Origin of the sequence: Pseudomonas sp. Leaf15 (assembly GCF_001421425.1) — a bacterium.
Lineage (GTDB): Bacteria > Pseudomonadota > Gammaproteobacteria > Pseudomonadales > Pseudomonadaceae > Aquipseudomonas > Aquipseudomonas salomonii.
In genome coordinates this window covers 78056-99067 of sequence record NZ_LMKI01000008.1, presented here as the reverse complement: position 1 = coordinate 99067, position 21012 = coordinate 78056, and the positions used below count along the sequence as shown (strand labels likewise).

Genomic DNA, 21012 nt, shown 5'->3' with positions numbered 1-21012 from the left:
TCGAATCGAAACCAGTAGCTCAAGCGTCGGCGATCATTGAATTACCGATTGGCCAGCAAACGCTTACGGTGAAGTGGCCAATTTACGATCCCGAAGGATGCGCCCGACTCATTCGAGGGCTCACCCAATGATCCGCATCGATGCCATCTGGCTCTCCACCGAACCCATGGACATGCGTGCTGGCACCGACACGGCGTTGGCCAGGGTGATCGCGGTGTCGGTGCGGCGAAGCTGCACTGTGCTTATCTATTCGCCAACCGCCGCGCCACTCGCATGAAAGTCCTGGTGCATGATGGGTTTGGCATCTGGCTGGCTGCCCGCCGATTGAATCAAGGAAAGTTTCACTGGCCAGGAATTCGTCAAGGCTCTGAACTTGAGTTGGATACCGAGCAACTTCAGGCTTTAGTGCTGGGCTTGCCTTGGCAGCGCGCTGGGGCTGGCGGTGTGATCACACTGCTTTAACGGCGGCTATTAGCCTATCGGTGTATCGCTGCGAACGGCCTGCTCTGGCAAAATCCGCAGCATGACTTCTTCACCCAACCTCAACCAAATGTCCCCCGACCAACTGCGTGCCTTAGCTGCGCAGTTGCTCTTGCAAGTCGAAGCAATGGGTAAGACGGTCGAAACCATGGGCAAGAAGATCAACCGCGATCAGACGGTGATCGAGAAGCTGACCTTCGAGATCGCGCAGCTCAAACGCTTGAAATTTGCCAAGCGCAGCGAGCAGATGAACCCTGAGCAGGCCAGCTTGCTCGATGACCTGATCGATACCGATATCGCCGCAATTGAAGCCGAGCTTCAAGCCTTGCAAACAGTACCCGCATCGACCGAGAAAAAGCAGAAGCCCAAGCGCACTGCATTGCCGGCTGAGTTTCCACGCACACTGATCCATCACGAACCCGACAACACTCACTGCCCATGCGGCTGCGCGCTCAAACGCATCGGTGAAGATGTCAGTGAGAAGTTGGATTACACACCGGGCGTGTTCACCGTCGAGCGTCATATACGTGGCAAATGGGTCTGCGCTGACTGCGAAACGCTTATCCAGGCACCGGTTCCGGCTCAGATCATCGACAAGGGTATCCCAACCGCCGGGCTGCTGGCCCACTTCATGATTGCCAAGTTTGCTGACCATCTGCCGCTTTACCGTCAGGAATCGATCTTCGGTCGAGCGGGCCTGGCGATTCCCCGTTCAACCTTGGCTCAATGGGTTGGCGTTACTGGGGTTCAGTTGCAGCCGCTGGTCGATGCGCTACACGAAGCGGTACTCGGGCAGCAGGTTATTCATGCCGATGAAACACCGGTGCAGATGCTCATGCCGGGAACAAAGAAAACCCATCACTCCTATGTTTGGGCCTACGCCACCAGCCAATTCTCGGATCTGTCAGCGGTGGTTTACGATTTCAGCCCCAGCCGCGCCGGTGAGCACGCTCGCAACTTCCTGAAAGACTGGAAGGGCAAACTGGTCTGCGATGATTTTGGCGGTTACAAAGCCAGTTTCGAACTCGGCGTGACCGAGATCGGGTGCATGGCCCATGCGCGGCGCAAATTCTTCGAGCTGCATGCTACGAATAAAAGCACGCTTGCTGAGCAAGCCTTGCGCTATATCCAGTTGCTGTACGAAATCGAGAGCGAAGTCCGCGACCTGGAACCGGATTTACGGCGCCGAATACGGCAAGAAAAAGCCGTCCCGGTAATGGACACGCTACATGCCTGGATGAGCGCCCAGCGCGAGCTTGTACCCGAAGGTTCAGGCATCAGCAGATGCACTCGATTACAGCCTAAAACGCTGGGCAGCGCTGTCGCGCTACCTCGATGACGGGGCCGTGCCCATAGACAATAATTGGGCTGAGAACCAAATCAGGCCATGGGCTCTTGGGCGCAAGAACTGGCTCTTTGCAGGCTCGCTACGCAGCGGAAAACGGGCGGCGGCGATCATGAGCTTGATCCAGTCTGCGCGGCTGAATGGTCATGATCCGTATGCTTATCTGAAGGATGTGCTTACGCGCCTGCCGACGCAGCGGGCGAGTGAAATCGATCAGTTGCTGCCGCATGGTGGCAGCCGGTTTCATCACGCAAGGTGTGATGCCCAGGCGCTTACGTGGCTTGTGCACTGGCTAACAAACTGGCGCGTATCGCTCGGGCAATAGCCGCTCACCATACGCAATATGAAACAGGGCCAGACGCCTTGAACGCCTGACCCTGCGGTTGTTGCAGTAGAACTATTCACCTTCAGGTTTTGCGATAGCTGAACAACAGATGATGTGAACGGCGCACCGGCCTGACGAAAATCCTGACATAAAAATCAGCTTCAGAAGCCGACGGTTTTTTAAAGATCGTCAGGCGCGACTCTCATCGTGGCGCTGGGGCCTGCCCCAAACAGACGCCGGATAGATTTAAGCAAGCCAACCACGTCACCCAGTATTGCAAAAATGGGGGTGACCATAGATTTTATTGCCTGAGTTTCACTGCAGCCAGGGCAGCCTTTGGGAGCACTAGCTGTTAGGGGAGCGAAGCTGGGCTCCAGCGATTGGGTAGCGGTTGTCTCATATGCTTGTGGCAAGCCACCTAAGGGCGACCTACCAGCGGCCAGATGTCAGCTATCGTTTGAACTCGACTGAGTTTTAGGGGCATCAACACTCGGCTGTTTTTTTGCGATTTCTGACTTTGTCTCTGCGGACTTTTGAGCGGCCAGATGGGCCTGCTGCTGTTCCAAATTTCGTTGTATCAAACGGTCAGCACCGCCTTCAGCGAGCGCGCTAGTGGCACTGATGCTGAGCAGTGAAATAATGGCAAGCTTGCGAAGGTTCATTTTGCATCTCTCTGATAATGGTCATGGAAGCTACTGCTGCCACGCTTCCGTTTGCCATTCTCAGAGGTCGGGATTAACCAGCGATTAATGGGTCCAGTGCTTTCGAATCAATAGCGTGAAAACTTGTGCTACCAGTTAGGCGCCTTTCCGAGACTTGACACCTCCCGCTGCTTTTTCGTTTCCGACCCACCACACCCATTGCTCCGAGCTGGGAGTGCTGTGTGAGCCGATTCAATTCCAAAAAACATGCCCCACGGAATCGAGCGCATGGAGTATCTACAGCGCCTGCTCGACAAGATCGACAGGTTCGAATTTTTGATTGCGGGCCTCATTGGGGCCGTAGTTGCGAGCTGGTGGCACAAGGACGACTTGCCCGACTGGCGCGCCTGGATGGTGTTCTTGGTTACGGGTGCTGCCTGCTCGCTGTACCTGACGAGCATGGTCAGCGCCTACCTGAGTGTCACCGAGCCCAAGATCGTCGCCGGGATTGGTTTCCTCCTTGGCATGTTCGGAGGCTCGCTACTGGCAGCAATCAACCGAGCCATCAAAGCCGCTGACCTCTGGGTGCTTTACTTTGAGCAACGTCGCCTGCAGCGTCATGCAGGCTTCTTCACCCTGCTGATTTTCGGCGTCGGTGCGGTGGTGGCGGGGCAGTATTCCGGCTGGAACCTGGGCCTGTCCCAAGGCTTCGGCGGCATGTTTCTGGCCTTGCTGATCATTGCCGTATGTACCTGTTTCGTTACTCGGCGGTGAAGCATCGAGTAATCTCCTATGAGCCCTGGAGCGCTACATCACGTTTGTGCTGCAAACGGCGGGTCAGCATTGCAAGCGTCACGGCCAACGCACCGCATGAGCAGATAACCAGCGCCATTGGCAACGCCGTACCATCGTGAAGCACACCCACCAGCGCGGCCGCTGCTGCCGCCACACTGAACTGCAGGCAACCGAGCAATGCCGACGCGCTGCCCGCACGCGCCCATTGCCCGTTCATGGCGCAGGCTGAGGCATTGGGGGTGATGGAGCCCAGGCAGGCAATGCAGACAAACAAGGGCACCAGCAGGGGCCAGAGCTGTTCGGTGCGCAGACCGGCAATCGCCAACAATGCCAGTGCAGCAGCGAGGTACATCCAGATAACCCGCGACAGCAGGAACGCAGGCCCCTTTTTGCCCACCAACCGGGCATTGAGCTGCGAGACCAGAATGAAACCCGCCGCATTGGTACCGAACAGCCAGCCATAGTGCTCAGGCGGCACTCCGTAGAGCTTGATGAACACGAACGGCGAACCGGCGATGTAAGAAAACATCCCAGCCATGGCGATCCCGCCAGTGAGCGCGTGGCCTAGAAAAATACGATCGCCCAACAAGCGGCGGTACTGCGTCAGTGCGCCTGATAAAGGCTGGCGAGGATGAGTGGCGGGCATGCTTTCCGGCAGGCCCAGCGCCACGGCTATTGAAGCCAGCGCACTGAACGCCGTCAGGCTGATGAAGATCGACTGCCACCCATAGAGGTTGACCAGCAAGCCGCCGAGCATGGGCGCCAGAATCGGCGCCAAGCCCATAACCAGCATTAATTGCGAGAATACTTTGGCCGACTGAACGGCATCGCACCTGTCGCTGACAATGGCTCGGGCAATCACCATCCCCGCACAGCCGCCGAGCGCCTGAACGAAGCGCGCGCCGATCAGCCATTCCAGATTCGGCGCGAAGGCACACGCCAGCGATGCGAGGGTGAACAGCGAAGCCCCGAACAGCAGCGGGACACGTCGGCCGAAGCGATCCGCCACCGCCCCGTAAGCCAGTTGACCGATGGACAAGCCCAGAAAATATGACGCCAGGGTCAACTGGACATGCTTCTCGTCAGTGCCAAACGCGAGGGCAATGGCAGGGAAGCCAGGCAGATAAAAGTCGACGGCCAAGGGGCCGAAGGCGCTCAAGGCACCGAGAATAATGATCGCGCGCAGGTTCATCAGACATCCAGACGATATTCAGAGCAGAGGGGGTACCCAACCCCGCAAAGCCCAGACATGGTATGCACTTAAGTTTAAGTGGACACCAGTTCTAGCCTTTTAAGCGGGTATTTCATGCAGCCAACACGCTATTCCGACTCCAACTCCTTCAAAGCCCAGGTCATTCAGGAGTGTGCCCAATCCAGCGAAATGGAGCTGGATACCGATCAACTCCCGGCACTGGTAGATGACTTGGCCGGACGCATACCATTATCAAGCTCTCCGAAACGATATAACTTTAACCTAGGACGGAGACTGAATAGCCGTAAGCGGGCGGCGAACACACCTACCGAACTCCAGCATTAAGGGCGATGGTGTCCGCGTATTTTTTAGCGAACGCGATCACCCTTATCGCTAGGATTTCCATGCGCCAACGTAGCTCTTATCCCAAACCGTTCAAAGCCCAGGTCGTCCAGAAAGCGCAATGCGGCAATCGCAGTGTCTCGACCATCCGGGGTGTGACCGAAATCCTTGACTGAGCAGGCCGCGGATTCCGCGCAGATCAGCAGTCAGCTCAACGCACGGGCCAATCTACAGATGAAGTTGATCGACCAATTCCGCATATAACAAACGGCCCTTGCAGTGAGTGACTCAGGGACGGTAATTTGGCGAACAGTGCATGGTACTCAGCCGCGAAATGGCTGAGTGTCGTCTTGATGGTGATGCCAGGCTGGTTCATATGGCTGGCAATTTTTTCTTATCAGCTAACACGTAGCAGTAAGTCTAATGCAATAGTTGAATCGGCAAATCAATTCGGCTGAGCTTCTCCAAATAGCCTCTGTGCCAAGCCTGGTCAGCATCCGCTGACCAGGAAATGCAACTAAAGCCTGCTTGCTCCCCGTTGCAGTGGGTCGGTCGATAGATGGGCCGACCGACACACCGTGATCCCGGATACTCCGGTACTCACCTGCCCTACCGCGCTCAGTCCTCGAGCGCACGAACGCGCTGCATGCGCTGTTGTTCTACCGGTGCAGCGGCTACCTGGAGCTCAAAGTCGAAATCAATCTGCGCAAAGCGACCTTGCACACCCAACTCCCGCGCCAGCTGTGGATCATCGCTAAAGCGGATTTCGGCGATTAGCTCATCGCGTGTCGCATACGCAAAGTCGTCGTGCAGGTAGGGGTCATCCGACAGATTGATCTGCGTGGTCAGGTGACGATAACCCGGGGCCGAGATAAAGAAATGGATATGCGCCGGCCGCTGCCCATGACGCCCAAGTTGATCAAGCAACTGCTGAGTCGGTCCGGTCGGCGGGCAGCCATAGCCGGACGGCACGATGCTGCGAAAACGGTAATTGCCCTGGGCATCAGTCTCGATGCGCCTGCGCAGATTGAACGCCGATTGGCTGCTGTCGAACCAGGAATACGTGCCGCCGGTGTTGGCCTGCCACACATCGACAATCGCGCCAGCCAGGGGATTGCCGTCGGTGTCGCGCACCTGACCACGCATGAACAGAGGCGCGGCGGCATCGGTCCCATCATCCAGCCGCGCTTCGTACTTGGACAACGGCGCACCGGCCACGTAAAGCGGGCCTTCGATGGTACGCGGGGTGCCACCGGTCTTGCCGGCCTCGACATCGGCGGCGTCCATCAACATGTCCAGGTAATGCTCCAGCCCCAGCCCCGCGACGAGCAGCCCGGCTTCCTGATTCTTGCCCAGTTCGTTGAGGTAGTTGACCGCCTTCCAGAATTCTTCGGGGGTCACCTCCAGGTCTTCGATGATGTTCACGGTGTCGCGCAGAATCCGGTACACCAACGCCTTGGTGCGCGGGTTGCCGCCATCGTTAAGGTTGCCGCTGGCCTCTTCAAGAAACTGTTGAGCGTGGTCGGTCTGTGAAAGTCGGATGGACATGGTGCTTTCCTCATCTTGTAATTATTGAGTGAATGGCAGGCTTAGCGGTCATCTTCATGGATCGACGAAGGGTGCCGGCACAAGGCGTTCACTTCGATGGCCATGTAGGGAAAGAGCGGCAGTTGCATCAGCAAATCGTGCAGGTCCTGCACGCTGTCGACATCGAACACGCTGTAGTTGGCGTAGTGCCCGGCGATGCGCCACAGGTGGCGCCATTTGCCTTCCTGTTGCAGGCGCTGCGCCAAGGCTTTTTCCTCGGCCTTGAGGCCAGCGGCGCGCTCGGGGTTCATATCGAGGGGCAGGTTCACGGTCATTTTTACGTTGAACAACATGGCAGGTGCCTCTTAGTGTTTGTCACGACGGAAGAACGCCAGACGCTCTTCATCGATGGCCAGGCCCAGGCCCGGGGCGGTTGAGACATGCAGGTGGAAATCCCGATACACCAGCGGTTCGGCAAGAATGTCCTCGGTCAGCAGCAGCGGGCCGAACAGCTCGGTGTCCCACGCCAGCTTGTTCAGCGTGAGGAAGGCATGCGCCGAAGCCAGGGTGCCGATACCGCCCTCGAGCATGGTGCCGCCGTACAGGGCGATGCCCGCGGCTTCTGCTATCGCAGCCGTACGCAACACCGCGCGGGGGCCGCCGTTCTTGGCGATTTTGAGGGCGAACACCGACGCCGCGCCTTCACGGGCCAGGTTGAAGGCGTCCTCCACACATTCGATGGATTCATCCGCCATGATCGGCGCCGGGCTCGACAGATTGAGCCGGACCATACCGCCGCGGTTATAGCGTGAAATTGGTTGCTCGATCAGGTCGATACCGTTGTCGCCCAGCTCCTTGCACGCGCGCACTGCCACCGCTTCGTCCCACGCCTGGTTAACGTCAACGCGCACACTGGCGCGGTCGCCCAGCACCTTTTTGATTGCGATCACGTGGGCCAGGTCGTGGTCGACCTCACCGCCACCGATCTTCAATTTGAAGATACGGTGACGGCGCAGGTCGAGCATCTTCTCGGCCTCGGCAATGTCCTTTTCAGTGTTGCCGCTGGCCAGGGTCCAGGCCACCGGCAATGCGTCACGCACGCGGCCGCCGAGCAGTTCGCTGACCGGCAGGTTCAGACGTTTGCCCAACGCATCGAGCAAGGCGCTTTCAACACCGGACTTGGCGAAGGTGTTGCCGCGAATGCTGCGCTCCAGGCGCAACATGGCCGCATTGATATTGCTGGCGTCCTGGCCGATCAGCAGCGGCGCAAAATGGCGATCGATGTTGACCTTGATGCTGTCGGGGCTTTCATTGCCGTAGCTCAAGCCACCAATGGTGGTGGACTCGCCAATGCCTTCGATACCGTCGGCGCAGCGCACGCGGATGATCACCAGGGTCTGGTTCTGCATCGTGTGCATCGCCAGCTTGTGCGGGCGAATGGTGGGAAGGTCGACGATGATCGTCTCGATCGACTCTATGGCGCAAATGGGCATGGTGATACCTGTTGAGTTCTTTTTAGATTTAAGCTGATTCTGTTCCCTATTTTTCATGGCATCCAATATAGAATGGGTCTCAAATAATACCTTTAGGGTATGAAAGGAGTGATCATGGAATTACGTCACCTGCGTTATTTCCAGGTGCTGGGGGCAACCCTTAACTTCACCCGCGCCGCCGAACGCCTGCACATTGCCCAGCCGCCCTTGAGCCGGCAGATCCAGCAACTGGAGGATGAGCTGGGGGTGATTCTGCTCGAACGCGGCCGGCCGCTGCGGCTGACCGAGGCCGGGCGGTTTTTCTATGAGCACGCCAATGTGCTGCTAGAACAACTGAACACGGTGTGCGCCAACACCCGGCGCATCGGCCAGGGCGAGAAGACCTGGCTGGGCATCGGCTTTGCGCCGTCGACCCTGTACGGCGTGTTGCCGGAACTGATTCGGCGGTTGCGCAGCCACGAGGCGCTGGAGCTGGAATTGGGGCTGTCGGAGATGACCACCCTGCAGCAGGTCGAAGCCCTCAAGGCCGGGCGCATCGATGTGGGCTTCGGGCGGATCCGTATTGACGATACGGCCATCGTCCAGCGCGTCCTGGTAGAGGACCGTCTGGTGGCGGTACTGCCCTCCGGCCACCCTTTGCTCGACGCGCCCGCCACCCTTGCGCAATTGTCCGCCGAACCGTTTGTGCTGTACCCCGGCAACCCGCGCCCCAGTTATGCCGACCATGTGATCGCGCTGTTCGACGCCCATGGCCTGAGCCTCAAGGTGGCGCAATGGACCAACGAATTGCAGACCGCCATCGGCCTGGTCGGCGCGGGCATGGGCGTAACGCTGGTGCCGGCCTCGGTGCAGGTGCTGCACCGCGCGGACATCGGCTACACGCCGGTTGTGGAAACCACCGCGACCTCGCCGATCATTCTGAGCCGGCGGGTGAATGACCAGTCGCCGGGGCTTACACATTGCTTGCACTTGGTGGAAGAATTGATCTGAGTTCCTCTGGCCGGGCTTGTCTGAATTCGGCTGCCGTTCGCCCCTCCAGCGAACATGGCATTCAGCAAGCCTTGGAGGCTTCACCCAGGCGGTGATAGGCGCGGTTGAAATATACCAGGCCCTCTTCTGCCTCACCCTGGCGGATGGTCTGGATCTCGCAGTAGAAAATACTGTGGGACCCCACTTCGTGTACCTGCGCGATACGACAATCGAAGTTGACCAGCGCGTCGAGCATCACTGGCGCACCGCTTTCCAGGGTGATCCACTGCGTCACGGCAAAGCGCTCATCCATGCTCAGCGCCCGGTTCGCGAACGCCCCGGACATGTCCTGGTGATCGCCACGCAGAATGTTCACGCACACCGCGCCATTACGCTTGAAGTGCTCGTTGGAATGCGACGATCGATTCATACACACCAACAGCGTGGGCGGTGAGTCGGTGACGCTGCACACCGCCGAGGCGGTAAAGCCGAACCGGCCCGCCTCGCCATCGGTGGTGATGACCGTCACGGCGCCGCCGAGCATGGCCATTGCATTGCGAAAGCTGCCTATGTCTACCATGGTCGTTCCCCTCAGATATCCAGCACGAGTTTTTTGGATTTGGCTCGTGAACAGCACACTAGAACTTGGTCATTGCCGGCCTTTTCATCGTCCGTGAGGTACACGTCGCGATGGTCCGGCTCGCCTTCGAGCACGTCGCACAGGCAGGTCCCGCACACCCCCTGCTCGCAGGAAATCTCGATTTTGATGCCCACCTGCGCCAGCGCGGCGAGAATGCTTTGCCCTTCGGCCACCTTCACGGTCTTGCCACTGCGCGCGGCCACCACTTCAAAACTGCCACCCGAGCTATCCACGTCCACCTGGAAATATTCCTTGTGGATGTGCGACTCGCTGTAGCCCTGCCTGCGCGCGCCCTGGATCACCCAGTCCATGAAGCCTGCGGGGCCGCAGGTATACATGTGCACGCCGGCCTCGCCCTTGCCCAGCACCTTGGCCAGATCGAGCTTCTGCTCTGGCCCTTCGTCATCGAAGTGGGTGAACACCTGCGCGGCAAACGGTGCGCTGGCCAGTTCCGCGAGGAACGCACTGCGTTCACGCTCACGCCCGCAGTAGTGCAGTTCGAAGGTCTGGCCGGCCGCGTGCAACGCATAGGCCATGGCAATCATCGGCGTGACACCGATACCGCCACCCAACAGCACTGAACGCCGCGCCTCGGCCGCCAGCGCAAACAGGTTGCGCGGCAGGCTGATCTGCACCTCGTGACCTTCGAGCAGGATGTCATGCACCCCGACCGAACCACCGCGCGAGGCCGGGTCCCTGAGCACACCCAGGCGATACAGGCTCGGGTCGGCAGGGTTGCTGCACAACGAGTACTGGCGCACCAGCCCCGGCCCGATATGGATATCGACGTGCGCACCGGCATCGAACATCGGCAGCGGCGCGCCGTCACGGCGGGTCAGGTCCAGGACGACAACACCGCCCCCTTGCAGCTCGCGCTTGCGCACGATTACGTCCAACAGTTCTTCAGTCATGGCCGTTATTCCATGGAGTTCGCAAAGACCGCCGTAGCGGCCGCTATCAGTCAGCGCATGAACAGGCCGCCATTCACATCCCAGGTAGCTCCGGTAGCGAAATAGGCCTCGGGGCGTGCCAGCTGCACAATCAAGTCACCGAGAAAATCCGCATCGCCCAGGCGCTGCACCGGAATATTGGCCAGCAGGCTCGGCAAGCGTTCGGCCGGAATCGCCGCGCGCACCGCCGCCGATTCGATAGGGCCCGGGGCGATGGCGTTGACCGTTACCCCGCGCGCGGCAAATTCCTTGGCGAAGATCTTGGTCAGCGTGACGATGCCGCCCTTGCTCGCGGCATAATGCGCGCCGGTCGCAGTGCCGCCGTTCTGCCCGGCTAGGGACGCCATGTTGATGATGCGTCCATAGCCGGTCTCGGCCATGTACGCGCCCAGCACCTGGCAACCGAGGAACACACTGCGCAGGTTCAGGCCGACCACAGCGTCGAACTCCTCGGGGCTGATCTGCATCAGCGGCGTGGTCTTGGTCACGGCAGCGTTATTGACCACCACGTGCAACGCGCCGAAACGCACCAGCACTTGCTCCAGCCCCGCTTCGAAATCGGCCTTGCTGCCGGCGTCCAGTTGCAGCGCGAGCGTGCGCTTACCGGCCGGGTCCAGCTGTTTGGCGCAGGCTTGCGCGGCTTCAAGGTTGAGGTCGGTGATCACCACCGAGTACCCCGCCCGCAGCAGGCTAGCGCAAAAATGCTGCCCCAGGCCCTGCCCCGCGCCCGTCACCAATGCGATCTGGTTCATGTCGGCGCTCCTTAAAGGATGTAGCCGATACCGGCAAGGGCATCGTCACTGTTGATCAGGCTGACCACTTTGCGCTGGATCTTGAAACCACCCTCGCTGCGGATCAGTTGGTAGGTGAGGTCGGCGCTGTAGAACTTCAGGCTTTCCTTGCGGAACTCACGGATGTTCTGCGCGCAGCGCACCGTCACCTGCACCCCGTCATCGGCCAACACCCGGAACCGCGACTGCATGCGTACCGTGCGCGGTTGCGGGCTGGTGGAAATCGATTCGCCGCCGGTCAAGCGCTGCACCCGCAGCTCACGCATATGATGGTCGTCGTAGGCGTAGTTGAGCGTGTTCTCGAAATCGGTTTCCCTGGGGTCAATGGGAATGATGTAGGTGCCCTTGTCGGTCCACATCGTCAACCACCCGTCGTATTCACCGTGGTCCAGCATGTCGCCTTCCTGCCAGATGAAAGCGGTCACTTCTTGCAGTAATTGCAGGTTCATAAGGTTCTCCACGGATCAGACCGACATCATCTTTTTCCACTGCTGATAGGCGGCGCGCATGCCGGTTTCGGCACTCACATCGGACACCAGCCCGTCTGCACTGGCCTGCTCGCCGGGCAAGCCGCGGTTGAGCATGATCCACAGGTCTTCACCGGCGCTGGCGCCCTTCTGTACCCGCTCCCAGGCCTCGGAATCGTCCGGCGTGCCGAAACCCATCGGGCCCTGGAAGTGCTCATGCAGACGCAGACGATAACGGTTGGCCACGGCCGGACCGCCGTCCATGGTGATCACCGAGTGGTGAATTTCGGTCTCGGTCACCGAGATCGGTTGCAGCACCCGAAAGAACGCCATCGAGCAGGCGACGTTGGGGAACAGGTTGAGGTTGAAGCCGGTGCCGCCGACCGCACGCACGATTAGCCGCACCTGTTGCTCTTCGATACCTTCCTCACGCAACTCGGCCGCGAGGCCTTCGAAGCGCTCGGGGATCGGTTTGTCCAGGTCGGCTTCGAGGTCGATCAGGTCCGGGATCATCACCATCACGCTGTGGCCGTTGCCCAGGTCCTCAACGTAGCCGGGGCCCTTGACGAAGTCGAACAGCTCAAGGGTCTGTTCATCCACCGACGACAGAAAGCTCTTGTGCACCAGCGGAAAATGGTAGGCGTCCGTGGTGTTTTCCAGCTGGATCTTCCAGTTGCCGGGAAAACGGAAACGGTGCTCGCCCGGAACCTTTATGCCGTAGCCGGCGCCCTGTTTCATGAACAGGTCCATCCATTTTTTCGCGGCGCCGAGGTAGTCTTCCAGCGGCTCGATGTCGTCCTTGAAGGTGGCGAAGATCATGCCGGCATAACTTTCGGTGCGCAGGCTGACCAGCGGCAGCTCGGCCTTGTCGATGCAGTCGCCGTAGCTTTCCGGGTGCGGAATACCGCGCAGCGAGCCATCGAGCGCATAGCCCCAGCCGTGGTACGGGCAGACGAAGCTGTTGGTCTTGCCTTTCTTGTGTTCACACACAGTGGCGCCACGGTGGCGGCAGCGGTTGAGCAGCACGTGCACGTCTTTCTTGCGGTCACGCACCACGATCACTGGCTGCTTGCCGATATAGGTGGTCTTGTAGCTGCCGTTGTCGGGAATCTCGCTGGCGTGGGCGACCCAGATCCAGGTGCTGTAGAAAATCTTTTCCAGCTCGGCGTCGAACAATTGTGCGTCGGTGTACATCGAGGTGTGGACGCGGTCAGCCTGCACCAGGTCGGCGGGGTCGACGTCAAGGTTTACAGCGGGAATCAGCTTGCTCATGGGAATGTCCTCGTCGGCATCAAGTGCGCTGAATAATCAGCTCGCGCCCAACCCGGGCTTCAACCTTGGTGTAGCGCCACAGCTTGTACGGGCCATCGCCCACCGGCGTTGTGCGAAACAGGTTGCAGGCGGCGTGCACGGTCTCGATGTCCGGCACGTCGGCCAGCAGGTACGTGGTCCATGGGAAGCCATCGGAAGGCCCGACCATGCTCTGGTCGTCATCCATGTTGCCCAGCACCTTGACGCCGGCGAGGTCGTGGATACCGTTCCACATTGCACTGAACGCTGCCCACACCTGCAATTGCTCATCGCGCGCGGCATCGAAAAAATTCTGGTTGATGCCCATGCAAAACAGCACGCGCAAGGTCTTTTTATCGCTCATTTTATTTCCTCGACGGTTAGAGGTAGCCAGGCAAAGGCTGTTTGCCGAAGAACATGGCTCCGGCGTTTTGATAGGTGATGTCGCCCATGAATGCGTGCTGGGTCACCACTTGGGCGTCGTTGACACAGCGCGCCAGCGGGCTGTCGTTGTACACGCCGCTCATGCCCGAGAGCATCTGCGCGGTACGCGCCACATCGGCGGCGACACGGGTGGCATGGGTCGACGACAACCGCAGCAGGTTGGTCGCGGCCACGGGCACCGCATCGCCGGCCAGCACGTAATCCCAGGCGTGTTCGATGGATTCGTAGAAGAACGCCCGTGCGGCACGCAGCTCGGCTTCCGCCCGAGCAATGTCGACCTGGGCCAGGGGCCGATCGGCAATCGCCGGGGCACCGGTGACCGAGACACGCCCGCTGGCCATGTCAGCCAGGGCATCGAGTGCGGCACGCGCCACGCCTAGGCCAACCACCGAGAGCACCTGGGTGGCGAATGACAGCGACGGGTAGCGGAAGAACGGTTCGTCCAGGTTGGGCAGGCCGCCGCGCACGAAGGTCCACTCCTCGCTGACCCGCACATTGTCGGCGACCAGGTCGTGGCTGCCGGTACCCAGCAGGCCGACGGTGTCCCAGGTTTCGTCTATACGGATCGCGCTGCGCGGCATTACCGCGATGCGCGGCAGGCCAAACGTGTCGCCGCTTTTCGGGGCGATGCCGACACCGACGATGTCGGAACCCAGGGAACCGCTGGAGTACTTCCAGCGGCCATTGACGACGAAACCACCCTCGACCACCTCAGCCGGTTGCGGCGGGAAGATACCGCCGGCGAACACCACGTCCGGACCGTTCGCATATACCTTGGCGATGCTGTCGAGCGGCAGCGCCGCGAGGTAGACCGGACTCATGCCAAAACTGGCAACCCAGCCGGCCGAGCCGTCGGCCTGGGCGATGCGCTCGATCATCTGGCAGAACTCGGCGGGCGAACATTCCAGGCCACCAAAGCGCTTGGGCACCAGCGCCCGGTAAACACCGTGCTGTTTGAACGCTTCGATCACGTCCTGCGAAATGTGGCGCTGACCGTCGAACTCACCGGCTCGGGCACGTTCGCGCACATCGACAAACAAGGCTTCGAAGGCGGGGCCACTGGCAAGCGAGCTCACCGTATCAACCGCTGGTTTTTTAAGCGAATGCATAGATTAACTCCGTTGTCAGGAACGGTATTGGGCTGGGCAGGAAGTCAGCGTCGAGCTGAGACGCGGGGCGGAGCGAGGGCGATGGATCGGCATAGTGGTTACCTTTTTTTTGTGGGTGCCGTTGGGGAGAATTTGAGCGAAATTACGTGAATTGTCAATTGAATTATCGTGCTTAAAAACACCACTAATCATGTAAATTATTGAAGGAAAACGAATGAATGGCCGATTATCTCGTTGTTATTTTTGAGTAATATTCTTTTTTTAACCTTGGGTATTTTCTAAATATTTTTTAATTGGATTTATTTTTTTCACAAAAAAGTGGGAGTTGGCTTGCCCACTCCCACACTGGATCTGAGCCGTTTTTTCAGCGCAACGGTGAGAACGGCGCCGGCAGGTACACCGTGGAATGCATCTGCAGCAATTGCGGCGCGGAATTTTCCGGCGGCCACGCGCCGTCGGTCACGGCGCGAGTGCGTACTTCAAGGCGCTGCTCCAGTGAGCTGTAGGGCCAGATGTGCAGGTAGCGCGGAAGCAGCCCGCTGGTGGCGTAGAACGCGGCATACACCTGGGAATAGTCCGGCCCGGTGCGACGCCCCACGGCCTTGCTCCAACCGCGCAATGTCGGCGCCAACCCGCCGGGCACGAGGTTGTATTCGCGCAACTCATAGAACGGACCATGAACACCGGGAGCAAGCGGTTCGACAAAGGCGAAGGCGCTGTAATCATCCACTTGCTGCTCCAGCAGAAATTCGCCGATCGCAAAACCATCGGGCGCCAGCAGATAGCGCTCGCGTTCGCGTTCGCGACACCCGCTATCGTCGAACCCGCGCAGTACTGCAATACGATTCTGCGCGCCGATTTCCGACACCCAGCAGCCCATCAGGTGCACGCCCTCGCCCGCCTCGCGCAGGCTCTGCTCCAAGCGCGGCAAGGCTTGTGGCACGGTGCGTACACGCAGGGTGAAGGTCAACAGTTCGAAGTGTTTCATGGCAGTCTCCAGCGCGACGCGCACGGCATGACCGCCTTTGTCGGCCAGTCATGGAAAAAGAACGGTGGGAATAATCAGTGAGCGTTATCGCTCACTGTGCGACAGGCTTGGGCACCGGCAACTCGGCGTCACTGTTCCACGCCTGCACCGGGCGGCTGAACAGGTTTTCGGTCTGGAAATGCGCCATGCGCCACTGCCCGCCTTCTTCGGCGAAACGTACCGTCAGGCGCGCGGCGTTGAGATGAGAGGCGCCGCTGGCGAACGTGGATGTCTGCAACATCACCCAACTGCCGAGCACGGCATCGTCCCGCACCTCGATCAGCTCGCTGGTGAGGAAATGCACGTTCAGGGCAAAGTGCGCCGGGGTTTTCATGTAGCCGGCAAACATCGCGGCGATGGCTTCGCGTCCACGATAGCCGCCGAAGCTCTGGGCGTACTTGGCGCCTTTACCCTCCCACACCGCATCCTGGGTGAACAGGCCGGCCAGTTCGTCGAGCGGTGTGTGAGCGTCAAGAGCGTCACACAGTACCATGTAGCGGTTCATGCAGGCGCGCGCGCTGTCCTGGATTTCAAAACGGCGCAGGCGTTGTTCCAGGTCTGCGCGGGGAATGGGTGTGCTCATCTTAGGCCTCATACCCGGCGTACAGGCGTTCAAGCAGGCGGCCAGCGATGGCCAGCATTTGCTCATCCGCGCCTTTGGCCCCCACCAGCTGCAGGCCAACCGGCAGGCCCTCGGCACTGGCCAACGGGATGCTCAGCGCCGGATGCCCCGACAGGTTGAACGGGCGTACGAAGGCGGTCATGCCCAGCACTGCCTGGGTGTCGGTCGCCTCGGCCAGGGCCAAGGGAAACTCCGGCATGGTCGGCAGCACCAGCACGTCGACCTGCTGCAGCGCCGCATCGACTTCGGCAGTGAAGCGCAGACGCACCTGCTCGGCCTCGGCCAGCGCCGTGGCGGTGGTGTTACCGGCGGCGGCCAGGCGCGCAGCGATGTCGGCGCCGACCTTGCCGGTGGCCAGCAAGTGCCCGCAGGCATCGAAGGTCTCGCGGTTGATAACCACCATGCCCGCGTCATAGGCCGCCTTAAGGCTGGGCAACGTGAGGGCTTCATTGGGCAGTTGGCTGCCGGTGATCGCGGCATCGATCACGCGCTGTACCGCTGCGCTGGCTTGCACGGTCACAACGCCCAGGCGTGGCGCGGCGGGCGCGGGTGCGGGTGTGAAAGTCGGGTCGATCGCCTGCATGGCCGTGACCAGCATTGGCAGACTCGCGGCAAACGGGCCGACACAGTCGAGGCTGCTGTGCGCCGGCATCACGCCACGGCGGCTGACCCGTCCAAACGTCGGTTTAAAGCCGAACACGCCACAGCAACAGGCGGGAATGCGCACCGAGCCGCCGGTGTCCGTGCCCAAGGAAAAATCCACCAGCCCGGCGGCCACGGCGGCTGCCGAGCCGCTGGACGATCCGCCGGGAATGCGCCCCGGAAAACGCGGGTTCGGCGCGGTGCCGGTCCAGTGATTGATCCCCGTGGTGCCAAACGCCAGTTCGTGCAGGCGGGTCTTGCCTACCAGTCGACAGCCCTTGTCCAGCAGGGCTTGCACCACATCAGCGTGGGCCGTGGCCGGCGCGGCATCGTCCAGCGCCTGGCTCGACGCACGGGTTGGCAGACCGGCGATATCGAGGGTGTCCTTAACCATTACGGTCGGTCCGTCGGCGCCAAGGGAAAGCTGTTCAATCACCAGGGTCATGTCACGTCACCTTCAGTGCAAAATGCGCAATGCGGACGCCCGATGCGCCCTTGCCTTTTTTCACACTCACCGAATATTACGTGAATTGTCAATTATATTTCTGCGCCCTGGCCTGGCCGCACTCGTCCATAACTGCGGTCAATAACCGTGCCGATTTCACGAGAAAAGTCTATGATTGCCCGCATCCTCTGAGATGAGCACGCTATGACTTCCGCAAAAAAATCCGCAAACCGCTATGACCCCGCCAGCGAAAATTTTCACAAGGAAGACTTTCCGTTCTACTGGCTGGCCATGGTGCATGGCCGTTACAGCCAGTACATGGAAAAAGCGCTGAAGAAAATCGGCCTGGATATCCCGCGCTGGCGCGTACTGCTGATTCTCAAGGAGAACGGCCAGTCGAGCATTTCCGAGATATCCACCCATGCGATCGCCAAGCTGTCGACCATCACCAAGACCGTCTACCGCATGAAGGAAGACGGCCTGGTGGATACCGCGCCCTGCGAAGACGACGGCCGGGTGACCCAGGTGCGGATCACCGCCGAAGGCCGCGCGGCGATCGAACGTATCCAGGTGGCGACCAGCGACGTGTTCAAACGCAGCTTCACCAGCATGACTGAACCGCAGATCCAGCGCCTGAGCCGCTTGCTCGAAACGGTGTTCGACAACCTCGGTGAGCCCTAGGCGCGCCGCGACACGGCGTGTCGCGCATCACCAACTTCCTGGCAGGCTCGAACAAGCGGCCAAGCGTGTATGCGCTTCTAATGCAGAGGTCTTTCGAGCGCCCAACGGGCGCGACGAACCCATCATTGGAGCGCCGCCATGCACATTGCCTTATTGCCCTCAGTCGTTACTTTTCTGGATCGTGACCATTCCAACTTCATCGAGGGTGCCGTGCACACCAGCGCGTCGGCGCAGCGCATCGGCATCGTCGATCCGGGTACCGGCGAGACCGTCGCGCAGTTGCGTGACGCCCAGGCCGAAGATGTGAACCTGGCCGTCGACAGCGCGGCCAGAGCCTTCAAGGGCGCCTGGGCACAGGTCACGCCCTACCAGCGCGGCGTCCTGCTCAACCGCCTGGCCGATCTGATCGAGGCCAACGGCGAAGAACTGGCACAACTGGAAACCGTGAGTTCCGGCAAATCGATCAACCTGTCGCGGCATATCGAGGTGGGCCAGAGCGCGGTGTTCCTGCGTTACTTCGCCGGCTGGGCCACCAAAATCGGCGGCCAGACCATGACCCCGTCGTTTCCCTCCATGGACGGCGAGCACTACAGCGCCTACACCCTGCGCGAGCCGGTGGGCGTGGTGGCAGCCATCGTGCCTTGGAACTTCTCGTTGATGATCGGCGTGTGGAAACTCGGCGCCGCGCTGACCACCGGCTGCACCGTCGTGCTCAAACCCAGCGAATACACGCCGCTGTCCCTGCTGCGCCTGGCGGAACTGGCGATCGAGGCCGGGATTCCGGCTGGCGTAATCAACGTGGTCAACGGCCGCGGCCAGGTCGGTCAGCAACTGATCGCACACCCGCAGGTACGCAAGGTGTCGTTCACCGGCTCGGTGCCCACCGGCATTGCCGTGGGCAAGGCCGCCATGGGCGCCGACCTGACCCGCGTGACCCTGGAACTGGGCGGCAAGAACGCCGCCGCGCTGCTGGCCGACGCCAACGTGGATGACGCTGTGGCTCGCTTCGTGCAAGCGGCTTATGTGCACCAGGGCCAGGTGTGCGCATCACCCGAGCGCTTGTTCGTGCACCGCTCAATCGTCGAGCAAGTGACGCAAAAGATGGCGGCGATGCTGTCGCAGATGGTCATCGGTTCGCCCCTGGATGAACACGCCCAGTTCGGCCCACTGTCGAACAAGCCGCACTTCGACAAAATCCTCGGCTTTTTCGAGCGTGCCCTGCAGAGCAACCAGGTGGCATGCGGCGCGCGGGCCGTGGACCGCGCCGGTTACTACGTGGAGCCGACGCTGATCGTGGCCACCGGCAAGGACGACCCACTGCTGCACGAGGAAACCTTCGGCCCGGTGGTGTGTGTATTGGCGTTCGATGATGAAGAAGAATTGGTCGAGCTGATGAACGAGAGCCCGTTCGGCCTCACCGCCAGTATCTGGACCAACGACCTGTCCAAGGCCTTGCGCCTGATCCCGCAAATCGAAGCGGGCACGGTGTGGGTCAACATGCACACCTTCGTCGACCCCAGCGTGCCGTTTGGCGGGATGAAGGCATCGGGTGTCGGGCGTGAGTTCGGCAGTGCGTTTATCGACGATTACACCGAGCTGAAATCGGTAATCATCCGCTACTGAACACGCTCTCTGTAGGAGCGAGCTTGCTCGCGAAAAACGTCAACGATAACGCGTGTTTCCTGGCTGAACGCGGCGCCTGTGAATTCTTCGCAGCATTCTAGATGAGAAATGGGTGAGAGCTGGCTTGCCTGCGATAGCGGGCGGCCAGGCAACACTGCATCAATTGAACCACCGCATTCGCGAGCAAGCCCGCTCCCACAGTGGTTTTGTGCTAGATGAGAAAATGGCGAACGCCCACCCTGACTGAACAGCATTAGGGCAATCCGTGGTTCAGTGCCCAAGGCTTCGATAGCGACTCGGGGTCATCCCGGTCTGCTTCTTGAACGTCTTGGAAAAGTGCGCCGAATCAGTAAACCCCCAATAGCTGCCGATATCGGTGATCGAGCGTTGCGCGCAAACCGGATCGCGCAGGTCCTGCGCCGCCTTCAACAGCCGCTCACGCAGGATATAGCGACAGACACTGTCGCCGCTGGCTTCGAACAGCCTGTAAAGCTGGCGGCTGGAAGTGCCCAGTTCCTCGGCCAGCGACGCCGGCGAAAGCCTCGGTGAGTCAAGCCGCTGCCGGATGACGGATTGCACTTCATGCAACTGCCAGCCCGGGGAGTCGGCGCCGACTTGATACTCCAGCACCGATTCAAGCAAGGCCACCAACGCCCTCTGCACGCCATCGCCATCCTGCGGGCAAGACCATTGGGCCAACTCGCCGCCAGCGACCTGCCGCACCAGCGTACAAAGCAGTTGACCACAGACACCGGTGGTCGACAGCTTGCCGAAGCGGCTACGCTCCAGGCCCTTGAACAACTCACGCGGCAGAGGGATCGACACGTGGGAAAACAAGCCGTTGGGGGTCATTTTCACCGCGCCGGAAAAGTCCAGCAACGCCAGGTCACCATGGCGCAGGTCGACCACTCGGTCCCCGAGTTCGATGGCCATTGAGCCTTGCTGTTGCAGCACAAGGAAACAACGCCCCGAGGAATCACGCTCGCCTGAGCGGGCAGCCTTGGCAATCACACTGGCATTGCTGCGAATGTGCGCCACCGCCGTACTGCCCATCAGTGTTTGTTGCATTTCACCGATGAAAAGGCTCTGGCAGTGGTCATAGCGCGTGTCGAAACGACCGCAGGCCGCGTGCACACGCTCGTTCCAGGCCGACAAGGCTTGACCGTTCATGG

20 protein-coding genes and 2 pseudogenes are annotated in these 21012 nt (G+C 60.3%); 6 read left to right on the top strand and 16 right to left on the bottom strand.

The genetic code is table 11. From position 1 onward, the window contains the following. The first annotated feature begins 231 nt into the window (after nt 1-231). Both tnpB and tnpC read left to right on the top strand, forming a co-directional pair. A complete protein-coding gene (gene tnpB, locus ASE80_RS30680) occupies nt 232-462 on the top strand; it encodes an IS66 family insertion sequence element accessory protein TnpB (RefSeq protein WP_256534346.1) in 231 nt (76 codons plus the stop codon). A 61-nt stretch (nt 463-523) separates the two neighbouring features. Beyond that, nucleotides 524-2086: pseudogene (gene tnpC / locus ASE80_RS08105) on the top strand (IS66 family transposase). Nucleotides 2087-2596: 510 nt separating this feature from the next. Here tnpC and ASE80_RS30675 read toward each other — a convergent pair. After that, nucleotides 2597-2812 (bottom strand): hypothetical protein, encoded by a 216-nt coding sequence (locus ASE80_RS30675; RefSeq protein WP_133257329.1) that lies wholly within the window; start codon nt 2810-2812, stop codon nt 2597-2599. 267 nt (nt 2813-3079) lie between these two features. Between ASE80_RS30675 and ASE80_RS08100 the strand changes: the two are divergent. Continuing rightward, nucleotides 3080-3382: pseudogene (locus tag ASE80_RS08100) on the top strand (MFS transporter); the annotation flags it as partial. Nucleotides 3383-3581: 199 nt separating this feature from the next. On the opposite strand, the gene ASE80_RS08095 reads toward ASE80_RS08100, so the two are convergent. The 4 genes from ASE80_RS08095 to ASE80_RS08080 form a co-directional block, all read right to left on the bottom strand. Continuing rightward, on the bottom strand, nt 3582-4778 hold the full coding sequence (locus ASE80_RS08095) for a multidrug effflux MFS transporter (protein WP_056858451.1): 1197 nt from the start codon (nt 4776-4778) through the stop codon (nt 3582-3584). Between the two features lie 960 nt (nt 4779-5738). Then, complete coding sequence (gene catA / locus ASE80_RS08090) at nt 5739-6668, bottom strand: catechol 1,2-dioxygenase (RefSeq protein WP_056858450.1); 930 nt, start codon at nt 6666-6668, stop codon at nt 5739-5741. 41 nt (nt 6669-6709) lie between these two features. Then, entirely contained in the window at nt 6710-7000 is a 291-nt protein-coding gene (gene catC / locus ASE80_RS08085; RefSeq protein WP_056858449.1) for a muconolactone Delta-isomerase, read from the bottom strand. 12 nt (nt 7001-7012) lie between these two features. Further along, entirely contained in the window at nt 7013-8140 is a 1128-nt protein-coding gene (locus tag ASE80_RS08080; protein ID WP_056858448.1) for a muconate cycloisomerase family protein, read from the bottom strand. A gap of 114 nt (nt 8141-8254) precedes the next feature. Between ASE80_RS08080 and ASE80_RS08075 the strand changes: the two genes are divergently transcribed. After that, nucleotides 8255-9130: a LysR family transcriptional regulator gene (locus ASE80_RS08075; protein WP_056858447.1), complete on the top strand. Its 876-nt coding sequence runs from the start codon at nt 8255-8257 to the stop codon at nt 9128-9130. Between the two features lie 61 nt (nt 9131-9191). Here the strand turns inward: ASE80_RS08075 and ASE80_RS08070 are convergent, their stop codons facing one another. From ASE80_RS08070 to ASE80_RS08025, 10 genes are all read right to left on the bottom strand, one after another. After that, nucleotides 9192-9689, bottom strand: coding sequence for a flavin reductase (locus ASE80_RS08070; protein WP_056858446.1), 498 nt, complete (start codon nt 9687-9689; stop codon nt 9192-9194). An 11-nt stretch (nt 9690-9700) separates the two neighbouring features. Then, nucleotides 9701-10660 (bottom strand): PDR/VanB family oxidoreductase, encoded by a 960-nt coding sequence (locus ASE80_RS08065; RefSeq protein ID WP_056858445.1) that lies wholly within the window; start codon nt 10658-10660, stop codon nt 9701-9703. Between the two features lie 50 nt (nt 10661-10710). Beyond that, nucleotides 10711-11451, bottom strand: coding sequence for an SDR family NAD(P)-dependent oxidoreductase (locus ASE80_RS08060; protein WP_056858444.1), 741 nt, complete (start codon nt 11449-11451; stop codon nt 10711-10713). A gap of 11 nt (nt 11452-11462) precedes the next feature. Beyond that, a complete protein-coding gene (locus tag ASE80_RS08055; RefSeq protein ID WP_056858443.1) occupies nt 11463-11939 on the bottom strand; it encodes an aromatic-ring-hydroxylating dioxygenase subunit beta in 477 nt (158 codons plus the stop codon). A gap of 15 nt (nt 11940-11954) precedes the next feature. Then, a complete protein-coding gene (locus tag ASE80_RS08050; protein WP_056858442.1) occupies nt 11955-13229 on the bottom strand; it encodes an aromatic ring-hydroxylating oxygenase subunit alpha in 1275 nt (424 codons plus the stop codon). Nucleotides 13230-13248: 19 nt separating this feature from the next. Further along, complete coding sequence (locus ASE80_RS08045) at nt 13249-13611, bottom strand: hypothetical protein (protein WP_003232696.1); 363 nt, start codon at nt 13609-13611, stop codon at nt 13249-13251. Between the two features lie 16 nt (nt 13612-13627). Beyond that, entirely contained in the window at nt 13628-14800 is a 1173-nt protein-coding gene (iacA, locus tag ASE80_RS08040; RefSeq protein WP_056858441.1) for an indole-3-acetate monooxygenase, read from the bottom strand. A gap of 364 nt (nt 14801-15164) precedes the next feature. Then, a complete protein-coding gene (locus ASE80_RS08035) occupies nt 15165-15788 on the bottom strand; it encodes an NIPSNAP family protein (RefSeq protein ID WP_056858440.1) in 624 nt (207 codons plus the stop codon). 91 nt (nt 15789-15879) lie between these two features. Further along, complete coding sequence (locus ASE80_RS08030) at nt 15880-16410, bottom strand: nuclear transport factor 2 family protein (RefSeq protein ID WP_056858439.1); 531 nt, start codon at nt 16408-16410, stop codon at nt 15880-15882. A 1-nt stretch (nt 16411) separates the two neighbouring features. Continuing rightward, entirely contained in the window at nt 16412-17536 is a 1125-nt protein-coding gene (locus ASE80_RS08025) for an amidase (RefSeq protein ID WP_056858438.1), read from the bottom strand. A gap of 204 nt (nt 17537-17740) precedes the next feature. Here ASE80_RS08025 and ASE80_RS08020 point away from each other — a divergent pair, with 204 nt between their 5' ends. Together ASE80_RS08020 and ASE80_RS08015 are read left to right on the top strand one after the other, a co-directional pair. After that, nucleotides 17741-18217 (top strand): MarR family winged helix-turn-helix transcriptional regulator, encoded by a 477-nt coding sequence (locus tag ASE80_RS08020; protein WP_056858437.1) that lies wholly within the window; start codon nt 17741-17743, stop codon nt 18215-18217. 138 nt (nt 18218-18355) lie between these two features. Further along, entirely contained in the window at nt 18356-19840 is a 1485-nt protein-coding gene (locus ASE80_RS08015; protein ID WP_056858436.1) for an aldehyde dehydrogenase family protein, read from the top strand. Between the two features lie 270 nt (nt 19841-20110). Here the strand turns inward: ASE80_RS08015 and feaR are convergent, their stop codons facing one another. Further along, nucleotides 20111-21010, bottom strand: coding sequence for a transcriptional regulator FeaR (feaR, locus tag ASE80_RS08010; RefSeq protein ID WP_056858435.1), 900 nt, complete (start codon nt 21008-21010; stop codon nt 20111-20113). Between the last annotated feature and the right edge of the window lie 2 nt (nt 21011-21012).